We start from the raw sequence: 15430 nt of genomic DNA, 5'->3' as shown, positions 1-15430 counted from the left end.
ATTCAGTGCCAGCGGCGGAAAATCAGCGACGTGTTGACCCCGCCAAATGCAAAGTTGTTGTTCATCACATACTCGTTGTTCATCTGCCGGGGTTCACCGATCAGGTAATCCAGTTCGCCACATTGCGGGTCGACACTGTCGAGATTGAGGGTGTGGATGTAGCGGTCGCGATTGAGCATTTCGATGCTGAACCATGACTCCAGCGCCCCGCACGCGCCGAGCGTGTGACCGAAAAAGCTCTTCTGCGAACTGATCGGGATGCGTGGCCCGAAGAGGCTGCTGGTCGCCAGGGTTTCGGCGATATCGCCCTGTTCGGTGGCGGTGCCATGGCCGTTGACGTAACCGACAGCCTCTGGCGGCAGGTTCGCATCTTCCAGAGCCAGCTCCATGGCGCGACGCATGGTGATCTGCTCCGGGCGTGTGCTGTGGGCGCCATCGGCATTGCTGCCGAACCCGACGATTTCCGCATAGATATGCGCACCCCGTGCCAGCGCATGTTCAAGCTCTTCGAGCACCAGCATGCCGGCACCTTCACCAATCACCAGGCCATCTCGACCGCTGTCGTAAGGCCTTGGGCTGGTGTGTGGTGCGTCGTTTTTCAGGCTGGTGGCGTACAGCGCATCGAAAACCATGGCTTCGGTAGGGCACAGCTCTTCCGCGCCGCCTGCCAGCATCAGCGGCAAGCGTCCGAACTTGATCGCTTCATAGGCGTAGCCGATGCCCTGGCTGCCGCTGGTGCAGGCGCTGGAGGTCGGGATCAGGCGTCCGGTCAGGCCGAAGAAGATGCTGATGTTGGCTGCCGTGGTGTGCGGCATCATCCGCACGTAGGAGTTGGCGTTCAGGCCTTCGGCTACGGAGTTGAGCAGCATGTTACCGAACGCTTTTATGTCGTCGGTGCTGCCGGTTGAGGAGCCGCATGCAGTGCCCATGCGCCCGTCGCGAATGATCGGGTCATTCAGCAAGCCTGCGTCGATCAGGGCTTTTTCCGATGCACCCACCGCCATGCGCGATACCCGGCCCATGCTGCGCAACTGCTTGCGGGTCCAGTGTTCGGGCACCGTGAAATCATCGACAGGTCCGGCCAGTCGTGTATTGAGTTCGGGGAAACGGTCCCACTCGCCCATGCGCCGGATGCCGCTGCGGTTGGCGGTGAAGTTGGCTTCGATGCTGGCCCAGTCGCTGCCCAGTGAAGTAATGCCGGACATGCCGGTAACGACTACGCGCTTCATCAGCACAAGCCTCCGTTGACGGCCAGGACCTGGCGAGTGATGTAGGCGGCCTCAGAGGACATCAGGAAGTTCACCGCGCCGGCCACCTCTTCAGGCGTGCCCATGCGCTGTGCCGGGATCATTTTCATCAGTTCGTCCACCGGAACGTTTTCGTCCAGCATTGCTGTATCGATCAGGCCCGGTGCCACGCAGTTGACGGTGATCTTGCGTTTGCCCAGTTCGATGGCCAGAGCTTTGGCTGCACCGATGAGTCCCGCCTTGGAAGCGCTGTAATTGACCTGCCCGCGATTGCCGATCAGGCCGGACACCGACGTGATGCACACAATCCGGCCTGCTGCACGACGGCGAATCATCGGCATCATGACCGGGTGCAGCACGTTGTAGAAACCATCGAGGTTGGTGCGCAGTACCTGATCCCAGTCTTCTTCGCTGAGTGCCGGAAAGGCACCATCGCGAGTCAGGCCGGCGTTGAGCACGACGCCGTAATAGGCGCCATGGGTTTCAACGTCCTCTTCGAGAATTGCCTTGCAGGCAGCGCGGTCGCTCACGTCGAATTGCAGCACGCGGGCCTGGCGTCCCAGCGCGATGATTTCGGCCTGAACGGCTTCTGCTTCACTGCGACCGCTACGGCAATGCAGGACCAGGTCATATCCGGCCTGTGCCAGACGCAGTGCAATGGCGCGGCCGATGCCACGGCTGGAGCCGGTGACCAGTATTGATTCAGTCATGCCAGGGCTCCTTCGGTCAGGTATTGGGCGGCGTTGGGTGGGCAATAGACGCTGAGGCGGGCAAAGGCCTGGATGTCCGGGCCGGTCAGGTTGCATTCAAAGACACCCATGCCGCTGTCGTCCTGCAATGAGCGGGTGGCCTGGATCGTCAGTTCGCTGCCAGCGGGGAAATGCCCGACGTTGCATTCGAACTTTCGGCTGCCAAGCAGGAAGCCCAGCTGGACAGGCTCACCCTTGAGGCGTGCCTGACAACCGGCATAGGCTGCAACGCTCTGTGCCATCAGTTCTACGCCAAGCCAGGCGGGCAGGCTGCCATCCGGCTGGCTGAACAAGCCATCGGGGCGCACGGTGACGCGGGTCTGGATCTGTTCTTCGTCAAAGCTCAGGACCTGATCGATAAGGATCATGTCGGCAGCATGGGGAATCAACTCGGCGAGCGGCCAATCGATCATGGTGCATCTCCGATAATCAGGCTGATGTTGTTGCCGCCGAAAGCAAAGGAATTGCTCATCATGTAGCGGGAGTCAGTGGGCGCCAGTTGTGCGCCGGGCAGTGTCCATTGCAGGGTTGGCAGCAATGGATCGGCCTGACCGTCCCAAAGATGAGGAGGCAAGGCCCGTTCATGGTTCTGCGGGGCAAGAGTGAGCCAGCAGAAGGCGACCTCCAGGGCACCCGCGGCACCGAGGGTATGGCCGCTGAGGGGTTTGGTCGAGGAACACGAAACACCGTCGGGGAATACCGCCTGCACGGCCAGGCTTTCCATGGCGTCATTGTGCTGGGTCGCAGTGCCGTGCAGATTCAGATAGCCGATTTGACCGGCAACGAGCCGGGCATTGTCCAGTGCCTGTTGCATGGCTTGTCGTGCGCCACGACCGCCGGGTTCAGGCGCGGAAATATGATGAGCGTCGCAACTGGCACCAGCGCCCAGCAGGGCGATCGAGTGCGTGCCGCTGGCTTCACGGGTCATGAGGAACAGAACTGCCGCTTCGCCGATATTGATGCCGTCGCGGTTGACGGAAAATGGATTGCAGCGCTGTTGCGACACCGCTTCCAGCGCCGAAAAACCGTTGAGCGTCAGTTTGCAGAGGCTGTCCACGCCGCCACACAGGACGGCATCGCACAGACCCATGTCCAGCGCCCGTCGTGCGCTGAGCAAGGCGCGTGCGCTGGAGGTGCAGGCGGTGGAAATCACATAGGCCGGGCCGCGCAGTTCCAGCCAGGACGCCAGGAAGGTCGCCGGTGCGCTCAACTCCTGCTGCTGATAGTCGTAATGCTCGGGGAAACTCTGGTCGCGCAGCCAGGTCGCCATGCTGTTGCTGGCTTCGTCGATACCCGAGGTGCTGGTCCCCAGAATCACCCCGATACGCTCGGCGCCATAACGCTCGATGGCCTGACGGATATCGCTTTCGATCTGCAGGGCGGCGGTCAGCAACAATTGGTTATTGCGACTGCCCTGTGCGCTCAGTGACGCCGGGATGGGAGCCAGGGCATCTTTGATTGCGCCGACCGGCAATACCCGATCGGGCACCCAGCCGTTCTCTGCAACCATCCCCGAACTGTCGGCAGCGAACAGCTTGCGCGACACCTCTTCAGGACCATTGCCCAGGGCACAGATCAGCCCCATGGCATTGAGGTAGGCAGTCATTTTGAGGTCTCGACATTCAAGGGGGTGATTTCATAACTCAGCCCTTCCTTGAGCTTCAGCGTAAAGACAGTGGCAGAACGGTAGTCAACCCGCCAGCGGTCATTGAGGCGGCGCTGCGTATCCTGATTCTGCGCAGCAGGATAACTGACGGGCAGCTTTTCATTCGGTGTCAGGGCAAAGAGAAGAGCTGCAAACAGTTCGCGAGCCTCCGGGTTCGGCGGCAGCAGACCATCGGCCTGCCACTTGCCCTGAATCAGCAACTGGCGCGCTTGGGGAATGCCCAGCGGGTCCATCAAGGACCAGCGCAACCCGGCATTCTCACCCTGGATGATCAACAGCCAGTCCTGACGCTGATCGGCCTGCTCACGCTGGATATGCAGCTGCATCGGCAACTGCAACGACGGCATGGCCGCAGGCAGCGGTGCCTGGCTGGCACAGCCGCCCAGCAACAGAAGCACTAGAAACCATGCGCGGATCATGAGGACTCGCCGGTCAGAGGCTTGCGGGCCACGACATTGACCAGGGTTTCTTCGCGTTGCCCGAACGGCTTGGGCTTGAGCAGTTTCAGGCGCTCCAGCAAGCCGAAGTCTTTTGCACGGCTCCACCACAGATACGGGTACGAGACATTATCGGCTTCAAACTCGAAGCCCTGGCCGCGAATCATCTCCAGATACTGCGCTGCGCTTTTCTGCACATGCATGGGGTGGCGAAACAACCAGCGAATCACCCAGGTATCGATATAGGCCTCGGTGGATTCGGCGAACAGCAGATAGCCGCCCGGTTTGAGCACGCGATAGAACTCGGCAATGGCTTTTTCCTGCTCGACCAGATGGTGAAAGGTCTGGTGACAGAACAGCATGTCGACGCTGGCATCCGGCAATTGCAGGGCGGCGCAATCACTGCCGATCAGCTCGATATCGATACCCTGGCGGCGAGCTTCTTCACGGCTCATCTTCAGACTGTGCGGGTCGGCGTCCACACCCAGCAGGCGTGAAGGTGCGAAGACCTGGCGCAGGTACTGGAATGACTTGCCTTGCCCACACCCGGCATCCAGCAGCACCGGTGCTTCAGGTGGCTGGCCGTTGAACAGCGTGCGCAGATCATTGATCGCAACCCGCAGCACGTGATGCTGCCAGGTGTGGCTGCGCAGGAACCAGAAACCGAAACGGGTTTCTTCGACATAGCTGTCGCTCAGGAATGGCTGGTTCATGAGGCGTTACTCGCACAGAACTCGGCCAGCATGCGCAACCGGCGTTTGGGCTCGCTGACAAAGGGATTGCGTTCATCCCATGCATAACCGGCCAGGATGGCGCTGATCATACGGCGGATGTCCGGGGTACTGTCGGGATAGAAAATGACGTCCTGAAAGCTGTTGTCATACCAGCCCTCGACATAGGCGCGGAAGGTATCGACACCACGCTTGAGCGGGATGGCAAATTCGGTTTCCCAGTCCACGCTTTCGCCCTGCAACTGTCGGCTCAGCAGGTTGGCGGCCATGCTGGCCGAGCGCATGGCAATGGTCACGCCGGACGAAAACACCGGGTCGAGAAATTCCGCCGCGTTGCCCAGCAGTGCGAAGCCGGGGCCATGCAGGGTTTTGACGTTGGCTGAATAACCACCAATGGTCCGTGCCGGTGTATCCCAGACGGCATTTTTCAGCACCTTCTTGAGCTGTGGCGTTTCATCGACGAATGCTTGCAGGCAGTCGTCCAGGTCCTGCGGCTTATCTTTGAAGCGCTCAGCCGACGCAACCACGCCCAAGGAGCAGCGACCATTGCTGAACGGAATCGACCAGAACCAGACGTCCCGATGTTCGGGATGAATGCTGATCAGGATCTTTTCACGGTCGAAGGGCGGGCTTTCGATATGGTCTTCGATGTGAGTGAACACGGCCTGGCGCACCGGGAAGCCGGACGGCGCTTCAAGGTCCAGCAAGCGCGGCAGGACGCGGCCATAACCGCTGGCATCGAGCACGAACAGGGTTTGCACGCTGTACTCGCTGCCGTCTTCACGACGAACGCTCAGGATGGGTTGCGGGGCGCTGAAGTCGGCGTTGATGATTTCCTGCTGATAGCGGATTTCAACACCTTGCAGCGCTGCCTGATCGGCCAGCAGCTTGTCGAACTCACTGCGCTGGACCTGAAAGGTCGTGGGTTTGCCGTTGCTGAACGTGTCACCGAAATCGAAATCGCTGTACTGATCACCGACAGCAAAGGCTGCACCGTTTTTCTTCTGGAATCCGGCCGCCTCAACTGCTTCGAGCATGCCGGCTTCTTCGACGAAGTCCAGGCAATGGGAGAGCAGGCTTTCGCCAATCGAGAAGCGTGGAAACAGCTGGCGTTCGATGATCAGAACATCGTGGCCCTTGCGTTTGAGCAGCGCGGCAGCAATCGCCCCGGCAGGGCCTGCACCAATGACGACAACCTGCCGATTTTCCATGTCAGTGAGGGGCACAAGAGTTCCTTATCGGTTGGTCGGTGGTCAGGGAGGACGGCAACGGTTTGCGACCCATGCCGGTCAGGGCAGGCATGAGCGTCGCCAGCAGGCTCATCAGCATCAGCGCGAAATACAGCGCCGGACTGATGAGTTGCTGTTGCAGCAGAAGATTGAGAAAGACGATTTCGCTCAGCCCGCGGATATTCAGCAGCACGCTTTCGCGCCAGCGGCTTGCGCCTGCAAAAGAGGGTGGAGCCCAGCGCAGACCGATCCAGTTTCCCAGCATCTTGCTGACGATGGGAATGATGATCAGCGCGGCCAGTTGCAGCCCGCTCAGGGTGCTCATGGCACTGTGGATGTCGATTTGCACAATGCCGAAGGTCAGCAGCAACGGTATCGCCAGCTGGTTCTGCAAGCGTTTGAACAGGGCAGCAGGCAGCGGCAGCCTCCAGGTTTGCCCAAGGCGCGACATGTACAGCAGATAGCCAATGCCGAAGATCAGCGCGTTAAGTTTGTAGTGCTCGGCTACCACCAGCATTGCAAAGAACGTCAGGCTGTAGAGCAACGGCTGGCGCAGGCCCAGCAGGCGAAACAGCAAGGGAATGCAGGCTCCCAGCAACGGCAGTAACAGGCTGGCGGGTTTCAGGCTGCCCTGGCCCAGGGCGAACAGGCTCCAGCAGGCCAGATCGATAAGGATCGCGGTTTGTACCAGACGGCGTGTCGCCTGGGGCGGGTAGCCGATGTGTTGCAGGTAGAGATAAAGCACCGGGATCGCGGTGATGGCGAACACCAGTCCAATGGCCAGCGAGCCGAGCCAGGATTGATCCGCAAGCAGCCATAGCGCACAGGCCAGCCCTGCCACAAAGGGCACCAGAAAGCTGGGGATCGCGACTTTCAGGCTCTGGCGGTCCAGTCTGGCGTCGATGACATCGCTGAGGATATGCCCCAGGACTATCGCGAAGGCCAGGCTGTACAAGGTCTTGAGCCAGGCCGGCGACACCAGTTGTGCGCCGCTCAGTTGCCAGTGCGGCTCGATCCAGAACAGCATCAGCAGTGGCAAGCCAAAGGTCGCCAGCAGCAACTGGCTGACGATGGGAATCAGGCCCAGTCGCTGACCCGCCCAGGTTGCCAGGGCAAAGGCCAATAGCGCCATCAGCCAGAATAGAAGGATCATCACGAACGATGCTCCTTCTTCGGACTTGCCCAGGGAGCAAGGATGAAACTGAAAGCCAGCCCAAGGCTGACGGACAGCCCGAAATTGCTGATGGCCGGGGTACTGGAGATCGCCAGCAGACCAAATGAAAGCCATGTGGTGATGGCGGCCAGCAAGGTGCCCAGCAGGCTGACGGCAGCGCCGCCGATCTGCTCGCGCATGAGAATGGCGTAATCGACACTGATCGCCGTCACCAGCAGCAGGCCGAACAGGCTGAACAGGGTCAGCGGCTGGCCGAGCCAGCCCAGGCTTGCCAGACTGCACAGGGCTGCCAGCAAGGGCAGGGCAACAATTCGCAAGGCTCCGCCCAGGCCGAACGGCAGGAACAACAACAGGACGATCAGTACGCAGGAAAGCAGTTTCAGTTCGGCGGCGCTGATCTGGGTGGCGGCGAATACGCTGTTGAGTTCGCCCAGGCGATCCACCAGTTGTACACCTTCCAGCCCTTGCGCCTGAGTCTTCAGCAGAGCGGGATCGTTCAGGCCTCGCAAACTTACGATGCCGGCCACGCCGTTATCGTCATGGCCGAGCCAGAGCGTGCGCCAGGGTTCGCTGAGAGGTCCGGTGAGGGCGAGGTCGATACTTTGTGAGGGCAGCGCTTGCAGTCGGGCCAGCTCGGCCTGCAATGCGCTGGCCGATACGCCCAGTTGGACCAGAGGCTGCCAAAGCGGCTCCAGGCGGGAGAGTGCAGTGCGTGTGGCTTGCTGGTCGGCGGGTGATGCGACCAGTTGATTGAGCGCCATGTAGCCTTGCAGCTTGCCGACATTGACCAGTTGTTCCAGTCGTTGGGTGAGTGCCGACTGGCGCTCCAGCAATTGCTGCTCATCCTTGCCACGAACCAGAAAGAACTGGCTGGTGGGCTGGTAGCCGGTGATGCGGGCGATGGCTTGGGCTTCGTCTGTCAGTGCCTGAGGCGCCGAAACCCATTGGCGGATATCGTTCCGAGTGGTCAGTTGCCACAAGCCTGTTGCACAGAACGCCAACAGCACTGCCAACAGTACGGGAGTACTGATGCGTTGCAGCAAGGCTTCGCGGCAATCGAGCAGGTGTTGTGCCAGAGCCAGAGGCCATTGTGCGGGATGGATTTCGACCTTGGCGAGCAACGCAGGCAGCAGGCAAACCGCAGTCAGATAGGCTCCGATCAGACCGGCAGCCGAGAACACGGCGATTTGCGTCAAGGCTGGAAATGGCGTCCAGGCCAGGGCCAGATAGCCAATACAGCTGGTGATCAGGCTCAGGCTCAGGCCGGGTAATGTGAGTCGCAAGGCAGGCCAGCTCCGCCAGGGTTTCAGGCTCCAGCTTTTGGACAGATAGTGCAGCGGGTAGTCCACAGCCACGCCGATCAGGCTGGAGCCGAGCACCAGCGTCATGACATGCATGCTGCCAAAAAACGCCACGCAGGCTACGGCGCCGAACAGCATGCCCACCAGTACCGGCACGAAGGCCAAAAGCACTTTCCAGCGCCGGAAAGCCAGCAACAGCAGCAACAGAATGCCCACCGTCGCACCGCCACCCACCCAGGTGATTTCCCGGCTGGCCTGTTTCTGACCATTGGCGGCATACAGCAGGCCGCTGGCTGCCAGTAACTGGCCGTCGACCTGTCTGGCCTGTTCGCGAGCAGCGTCCAGCAGGTTCGCGACCTGGGTGGGCAGGTGCATATCGAATGCATCGCTGCGAGTGCGTGAGCGCAGCAATACCCAGCTTTTGTCATCGGCCACGGCAATCAATGCGCCGCTGGCCAGATCTGGCTGGACCGAGCCCTGTTTCGGCAGCCCGTTCTGAATCCGCCCGGTCAGGCCCAGCCAGTCGTCCTGACTCGCCACCAGACTGAACCCGGCAAATGGATCGAACAGGCTTTGTACGCGCTGATCGATGAAGGCCTGTGGATCGTTGATCAGCACGTTGCGGTCTGCGTCTGGCAACATTGCCAGTCGACCTTGCAACAGTTGGTTACGCAAGGCCGGCAGGTCCGCTTGCAGCGACCATTGCACCTTCTCGAACAACCCGCTGGCTTGCCATTGATCGCTCAACTGGCGCGCCAGCTCGATGGCCTGTTGTCGGTCGGCATGTCCGACCAGTACTAGCATTTCCCGGTTGAGCGGTTCCTGCATCCGTTGTTCGGCGCGCAGTACCAAGGCATCGGTGTTGGTGCCGGGGACCAACTCCATGAGGTTGGCCGACAGCGGAGAGCGGTCATGCCACTGCCACCCGGCCAGGGCCAGAACGCCTGCCAGGATCAGCAGGAACAGGCGCGGCAGCAGGCGTTCAGTTGCTGAAGTCATTGCGCTGCACGTCGGTCAAGGCCTGGGAGCTGCTGCTGTCGAGCATTTTCAGAACAGTGCTGTCGCCCTGGGTTTCCAGCAATTCGATACGGTTGACCAGTTCGCCGCCGTCGATATTGATCTGCTTGAAGACCTGTTGCAGCAGCAGCGAGCGCGGGATGAGTGTGAGGTGCCATGCCTGTGCATCGCCTTTCAATTGCAGCTCGAAGTCCCGTTGCAGGCCGCTGCTGTCGCCTTGCAATACGGCGAGAAAAAGACGGTTCTGTTCGGCCCCCGCGCTCTTGCCCGGCAGGAGTTTCCAGAGGCCGCTGCCCGGTGTTTCGCGGCGTGCGATACCGGCAGGCGTGATGCGGTAATCCTGTTTCAGTGGCGTATCCAGCAGCCAGAGCAAGCCGAACTCTCTGGACAGGACGAAGCGGCCTTTGCTGAGCAAAGGTTGCGGCAGGGCGCGCAGGTGTTTTTCCTGAACGAAGTTGCCCTGTACCACGACAGGTTTGGCCAACTGATCGCTCAGTTGCTGTAGATCGAACGCCAGAGCCAGTGACGGCAGGCACATCAGACCGAGCAGGCACAAAGCCCGCAGAGCACGATTCATGGCAGGGCCTTTTGAATGGCGTCGATAAAGACCTGAGGTGAAGCCAGTTGCATCTCGCGGCTTTCCACATGCACGGCGACTTGCACGGTACTGGCGCGGGTCATGCGCTCCCCGGTACTGGCGTCGGTAATCAGGTAGTTGATCTTCAGGCGGTTCTCCCACTCCACCAGACTGGCGCGCACGATCAGTTTCTGGCCGAACACGGCACCACGCATGTAGCGCAGTTGCAGGTCGATCACGGGCCAGCCATAGCCGGACTCCAGCATGTGGGTGTAGTTGTGGCCGATATGGTCCAGCAACGCACAGCGAGCGACTTCCAGGTATTTGACGTAATGGCCGTGCCAGACGATGTTCATTATGTCGACATCGAAAAACGGCACCAACACTTCAGTGTCGACGTGAATGAATCCCTTACTGCGCATGCAACCTCCAGTGGCGGTTGGCGATGCGATTCAGGCACAGGCGCAGTTCGGCTTCCAGTGCGCGATCCTCTATGACTGGCGGGAAGTCCTGAGCCAGTTGCTCGTGCATGGCGGCCAGTGCCGGTGGCAATGGACGTGCGTCATCTGCCTGGCTGCGCAGCCAGACGCCCTGATTGGCGGCGATCAGTGTGGCGGCGGCGACCTGCTCGGTCAGTTCCAGTACGCGGATGGCATCCCGGGCAGCAATCGTGCCCATGCTGACCTTGTCCTGGTTGTGGCATTCGGTCGAACGCGAGAACACGCTGGCGGGCATGGTGTTTTTAAGGGCTTCGGCGGTCCAGGCGCTGGCACCGATCTGCACGGCCTTGAAACCGTGATTGAGCATGGCCCGTTCGCTGCTGGCGCCGGACAGATTGCTCGGCAGGCCATGGTTGTAGCGTGTGTCCACCAGCAACGCCAGTTGCCGGTCCAGCAAATCGGCGACGTTGGCAACCAGGGTTTTCAGGCTGTCCATGGCAAAGGCGATATGCCCGCCGTAGAAGTGCCCGCCATGCAGAACACGCTCGGCTTCGGCATCGATGATCGGGTTGTCGTTGGCACTGTTGAACTCGGTTTCGATGAACGATCGCAACCAGTTCAGGCTGTCGGCCAGCACACCCAGTACATGGGGCGCGCAACGCAGCGAGTAGCGATCCTGCAGACGATGCAGCGGCGCGGTAGGCGCATCGATGGCCAGGTCCTGACGCAACCAGGCGGCCACCTGAGTCTGGCCCGGGTGAGGCTTGGCGGCGAACAGGCGCTCGTCGAAATGCTCCGGGTTACCTTGCAGCGCCACGACATTCAGGGCCGTGATGCGGGTTGCCAGTTGCAGCAGGTAGTCGGCGCGGGCGAACGCCAGACAGGCCAGACCGGTCATGACGGCGGTGCCGTTCATCAGTGCCAGTGCTTCCTTGGGCCTGAGCTGGAGCGGTTGCCAACCCAGTTCGCGATGTACATCGCTGGCCTGACGTCGCTCGCCACGGAACATCACTTCACGTTCGCCGGACAAGGTGGCTGCCACATAGGAAAGGGGTGTCAGGTCACCGCTGGCGCCTACCGAGCCTTCTTCCGGGATCAGCGGCAAGACGTCGTAGTCGATGAACGCCTGAAGGCGCTCCAGCAGTTCGACGCGTACACCGGAAACCCCGTGACACAAGGATTGCAGGCGCGCTGCCAGGACCGCACGGGTGGCCTGTGCATCCAGCAGCTTGCCCAGGCCGCAGCCGTGAAAGGTGTACAAGTGACGGGGCAGGGCCTCGACGTGCTGCAACGGCACGGCGACCACGCAGGAGTCACCGTAACCGGTGGTGACGCCGTAGATCACGCCTTCCTTGTCCAGCAGGGAATCAAGGAACTGCGCGCCTTTGGCGATGCGCTCCCGAAAGGCGCTGTCGTTTTGCAGGGCCGTAGGAACCTGGCGATTGGCCAAGGCCAGAACGTCCTCGATACGCAGTGCGCGTTCGCCAAACATGACCGTGTCAGGAGCTTGATTCGTCATCGGACTTCCAGAAAGGGTAGAAATTGAACCACTGTTGCGGAGCCTCCAGGCAATAGTGCCCAAGACGTTCGGCATAGCGGCTGGCCCAATGGGCAATCACTTCGGCGCGGTCGCTGCGGCGCCAGTGAATGGCATCGGTAAAGGGGTCGAGAATCACTCGGTAACCCTTCGGGCCCTTGAGGCAGAAAAACAGATTGACCGGGCATTTGAGCAGCCCGGCCAGTAACCATGGTCCCTGGGGGAAGCTTGCCGGTTGGCCGAGGAAGTCAGCCTGCACGTTGCGCCCGCCGTGCAGGGTGACGCGATCTCCGGCAATGGCCAGCCACTCGCCTTCATCCAGGCGCTGGCTCAGTTGCAGCATGATTGCCGGGTCCAGCTCACTGACCTGGATCAGACGCAGGTTGGTGGCGCCGGCCTGCCCCAGCAGACGGTTGAAACGTTCGGCGTGCTTGGTATGCACCAGCACATTCATGGTGACTTTTTCACCCAGCTCGGCCAGCGCCCGGCAGACTTCAAGGTTGCCCAGATGCGCCCCGACCAGCAGTTGCCCACGTTCGCCCCGCAGTTGATCGCGAAGATGTGCAGGGTCGACGATTTCAATCTGTTCGATCCCGAGCTTGCCGTTCCAGACGTCGAGCTTGTCCAGTAAGGCATCGGCAAAGGCCATGAACTGGCCGAAAACCCGCCAATGAGTGGGGCGCAGCTCAGGTTTGCCGCTCCAGTCCGCCAGTCGTTGCTGATATTCCCGGATGCTTCGGCGAGCCTGGCGACCAAACAGGAAGAAGTACAGAACGATGCCGTACAGCACCGGGCTGAGCACACGCCGGCCCAGCACACGCACGCCCCAGGCGGTGAGTTTCATCAACAGAAAGCTGCCGCGCTCTTCGTGGTGAGCCCAGTGCTGTTTTTGCGGGTTGTCACTCATGGCTTCAACCGCCGCCACAGGATCAGTGGCAGACGCAGCAGCATGCCGAAGAACAGCCGGGTATGCATTTGCGAAATCAGTGCGTTGTCATGGAATAGCCGGAAGTGCGACAGCCCGTCCTGGGGGTAGTGAACCCGAGTCGGCAACCAGCGCATCGGCTGCTTGCGCCATGACAGACGCACCAGAATTTCAGGGTCGAAGTCCATGCGTTTGCCGACGTGTACCGAGTCGATCAATTTCAGGACCGGCGGCAATGGATACACCCGGAAACCGCACATCGAGTCGCGAATCTGCAATGACAGGCTATTGATCCAGACCCATACATGGGTCAGGTAGCGGGCATACAGCCGACCTTTCGGAACGCTGGCGTCATACTCGGGATAGCCGCAGATGATCGCCTCCGGGTAGAGGCGCGAGTTGTCCAGAAAGACCGCGACATCGCTCAGGTCATGCTGACCATCTGCATCGACTTGCAGTGCATGGCTGAAACCCAGTCGCGAAGCTTCCCGCAACCCGGCCATGACCGCGCCGCCTTTGCCCTGGTTGACCGGAAGGGTGACCAGAAAGACCTGATCGTTTTCCGCCAGCGATTGCAGCACAGCCGCACAGCTCGGGCTGCTGGCATCATCGACCAGAACGCACGGCAACCCGGCTGCTCGCAGTGCCTTGACGACATCGGGCACGGCCAGTTCATGATCGAACACCGGGATAACGGCGCAGGGGTTATGCATCTTGGCTGGCCTTCAAGAGAATTCTGCCGCTGGAGCAGGGAGCGTTGTCGGTGTTGGTGAAGGCGAAGTACAGCTTGGAGCGTTCACTGTCGAAGCGCAGAGTCAGCTTGATCCGGTCGCCCGGACGCACCAGTTGCTGGAACTTGAGCACTTCCATGCCCGCGAACACCGGCGGCACCTCCAGCAGTTGCCGGGCCAGATGCATTGCCCACTCGACCTGCACCACGCCTGGCAACACCGGGATTTTAGGGAAGTGCCCGCTGAAATACGCCAGGTCCGGCGGAACCAGCAGGTCCAGGTGCAGTTCAGCGTCGACGGTTTGCTGTTCCAGCAGTTCCGGTTTCTTGGGGCGCGGTGCCAGAAGCAGCGCCTGGACTTGCGCCTGCGGCAGCTTGCCTTGGGCGTTGAATGGCAGGTGCCGCAGCATGCGCCAGCGACGCGGCAGGGCAATGGCCTCGCAATGGGGGCTCAGGTGCTGGCGAAGGCTCTGGGTCAAGGCACGTCGACCCTGGTTGCGTAGCGCATGCATTCCGCTCGGGCTCAACACAATCAAGGCACCCAGCGATGCCCGGCTTTCCTGAACGACTCCCAGGCGCGCTTCGTTGATCCACTCATGACTCATGAGGGCTTCTTCCAGAAGCGGCAGGGAAATGCGTTTTTCTTCAAGTTTGACGATGCGGTCCAGGCGCCCCAGCAGCTCGAAACGGCCATCTTCATCGATGCGGGCAGCATCGGCAGTCTGTTCGACATGATCGGCGGGCATGTAGGGCGAACGAATGCACAGCGCGCCATCGCTGTTCTGACTCAGTTGTACGCCATCGAACGCCTGCCAGAGGCTTTCGCCCTGACGCCAGGCGATCCCGCCTGTTTCGGAGCTGCCGAGAATCTCGGTGGGCCATTGCCCCAGGCGTTGCTGCAGGCTCTGAGCGGCATCGGCTGGTAATGCACCGCCGGATGAAAACACCCGGCGTACGGAGCTCAGGCAGGACCAGTCCAGGTTGTCGCCCATGCGCTTGAGCAGTGCCGGGCTGGCGACCCAGGCAAAAGCCGGGTATTCGCGGCTGGCGCGTTGCAGGTCTTCCGGGAAAGGCAGTTGTTTGCGTACGAACGGACGAGCAGCGCACAAAGGCCACAGCACGCGAAACAACAAGCCATAGATATGTTGCGATGCCACGCTACCGATGATGCAGGCCGAACCCAGTTCTTCACCCCAGAGTTGCTCCAGCGCCTGGACTTCATTGGCCAGTTGCCGAAGGCGCTTTTCGATCAGTTTGGGTTCGCCACTTGAGCCCGAAGTACACAGGCTCAGGCGACATTCGTCCAGATCCAGTGTCATGGGTGCAAGGGATGCCGCGTCCTGCAACTGCTGCGGCTTTGTATCGCCAGCCTGATCGGTCAGCCACATGTCCACATGCTTTGCCCAGCGTTGGCGGGTCTGGCCCTGCAGGTCGGCAGGCAGCAAGACTTCCACACCCGCGCGCCAGGCACCGAGCAGCGCAATGGACAGATCGCCTGCGTCTTCAAGGTGTACGGCCAGTCGCTTGATGTTCCGGGCCTGCAAACCGGCAGCCAGACGTAATGCCTGCTCACAGAATTGAGCATGATCGAGGGCGGGTTCTTGTGTCAGCAGTCGATCCTTCGAGGGGGCGAGCAGCAGGTTTTCGAGGTTTAACCAGTTCATGCGATC

15 protein-coding genes are annotated in these 15430 nt (G+C 60.8%); all 15 read right to left on the bottom strand.

The features are described from left to right. Positions 1-2 precede the first annotated feature (2 nt). The 15 genes from CKW23_RS06705 to CKW23_RS06635 are packed head-to-tail and all read right to left on the bottom strand — an operon-like array spanning position 3 to position 15424. Positions 3-1229, bottom strand: a complete 1227-nt coding sequence (locus CKW23_RS06705) for a beta-ketoacyl-ACP synthase (RefSeq protein ID WP_095067279.1) — start codon at positions 1227-1229, stop codon at positions 3-5. Further along, the gene (gene fabG, locus CKW23_RS06700) at positions 1229-1957 is read right to left on the bottom strand and encodes a 3-oxoacyl-ACP reductase FabG (protein WP_095067278.1); all 729 of its coding nucleotides are present in this window, start codon (positions 1955-1957) and stop codon (positions 1229-1231) included. Before fabG ends, CKW23_RS06705 begins: the two co-directional genes overlap by 1 nt. Beyond that, positions 1954-2409 (bottom strand): hotdog family protein, encoded by a 456-nt coding sequence (locus tag CKW23_RS06695; protein ID WP_095067277.1) that lies wholly within the window; start codon positions 2407-2409, stop codon positions 1954-1956. Before CKW23_RS06695 ends, fabG begins: the two co-directional genes overlap by 4 nt. Further along, positions 2406-3602 (bottom strand): beta-ketoacyl-[acyl-carrier-protein] synthase family protein, encoded by a 1197-nt coding sequence (locus CKW23_RS06690; RefSeq protein WP_095067276.1) that lies wholly within the window; start codon positions 3600-3602, stop codon positions 2406-2408. Before CKW23_RS06690 ends, CKW23_RS06695 begins: the two co-directional genes overlap by 4 nt. Beyond that, positions 3599-4081, bottom strand: coding sequence for a hypothetical protein (locus CKW23_RS06685; protein ID WP_095067275.1), 483 nt, complete (start codon positions 4079-4081; stop codon positions 3599-3601). The genes CKW23_RS06690 and CKW23_RS06685 overlap by 4 nt, the downstream gene beginning before the upstream one ends. Next, the gene (locus CKW23_RS06680) at positions 4078-4812 is read right to left on the bottom strand and encodes a class I SAM-dependent methyltransferase (protein ID WP_025258152.1); all 735 of its coding nucleotides are present in this window, start codon (positions 4810-4812) and stop codon (positions 4078-4080) included. The genes CKW23_RS06685 and CKW23_RS06680 overlap by 4 nt, the downstream gene beginning before the upstream one ends. Beyond that, positions 4809-6056, bottom strand: coding sequence for an NAD(P)/FAD-dependent oxidoreductase (locus CKW23_RS06675; RefSeq protein ID WP_025258153.1), 1248 nt, complete (start codon positions 6054-6056; stop codon positions 4809-4811). Before CKW23_RS06675 ends, CKW23_RS06680 begins: the two co-directional genes overlap by 4 nt. After that, positions 6043-7215 carry a sodium:proton antiporter gene (locus CKW23_RS06670; protein ID WP_025258154.1) on the bottom strand — a complete coding sequence of 391 codons (1173 nt, stop codon included), beginning with the start codon at positions 7213-7215 and terminating at the stop codon, positions 6043-6045. Before CKW23_RS06670 ends, CKW23_RS06675 begins: the two co-directional genes overlap by 14 nt. After that, positions 7212-9533, bottom strand: coding sequence for an MMPL family transporter (locus CKW23_RS06665; RefSeq protein ID WP_025258155.1), 2322 nt, complete (start codon positions 9531-9533; stop codon positions 7212-7214). Before CKW23_RS06665 ends, CKW23_RS06670 begins: the two co-directional genes overlap by 4 nt. Further along, positions 9517-10128: an outer membrane lipoprotein carrier protein LolA gene (locus CKW23_RS06660; protein WP_025258156.1), complete on the bottom strand. Its 612-nt coding sequence runs from the start codon at positions 10126-10128 to the stop codon at positions 9517-9519. Before CKW23_RS06660 ends, CKW23_RS06665 begins: the two co-directional genes overlap by 17 nt. Beyond that, a complete protein-coding gene (locus CKW23_RS06655; RefSeq protein WP_095067274.1) occupies positions 10125-10550 on the bottom strand; it encodes a thioesterase family protein in 426 nt (141 codons plus the stop codon). Before CKW23_RS06655 ends, CKW23_RS06660 begins: the two co-directional genes overlap by 4 nt. Next, positions 10540-12087, bottom strand: coding sequence for a histidine ammonia-lyase (gene hutH / locus CKW23_RS06650; protein ID WP_095067273.1), 1548 nt, complete (start codon positions 12085-12087; stop codon positions 10540-10542). Before hutH ends, CKW23_RS06655 begins: the two co-directional genes overlap by 11 nt. Further along, positions 12068-13012, bottom strand: a complete 945-nt coding sequence (locus CKW23_RS06645) for a glycosyl transferase (RefSeq protein ID WP_025258159.1) — start codon at positions 13010-13012, stop codon at positions 12068-12070. The genes hutH and CKW23_RS06645 overlap by 20 nt, the downstream gene beginning before the upstream one ends. Further along, positions 13009-13743, bottom strand: coding sequence for a glycosyltransferase family 2 protein (locus CKW23_RS06640; protein WP_025258160.1), 735 nt, complete (start codon positions 13741-13743; stop codon positions 13009-13011). The genes CKW23_RS06645 and CKW23_RS06640 overlap by 4 nt, the downstream gene beginning before the upstream one ends. Next, positions 13736-15424, bottom strand: a complete 1689-nt coding sequence (locus CKW23_RS06635; RefSeq protein WP_177434629.1) for an acyl-CoA synthetase family protein — start codon at positions 15422-15424, stop codon at positions 13736-13738. The genes CKW23_RS06640 and CKW23_RS06635 overlap by 8 nt, the downstream gene beginning before the upstream one ends. Between the last annotated feature and the right edge of the window lie 6 nt (positions 15425-15430).

The sequence above is a fragment of the Pseudomonas sp. Irchel 3A18 genome, from assembly GCF_900187465.1.
Lineage (GTDB): Bacteria > Pseudomonadota > Gammaproteobacteria > Pseudomonadales > Pseudomonadaceae > Aquipseudomonas > Aquipseudomonas cichorii.
This window is presented reverse-complemented; position numbering and strand designations above follow the sequence as displayed.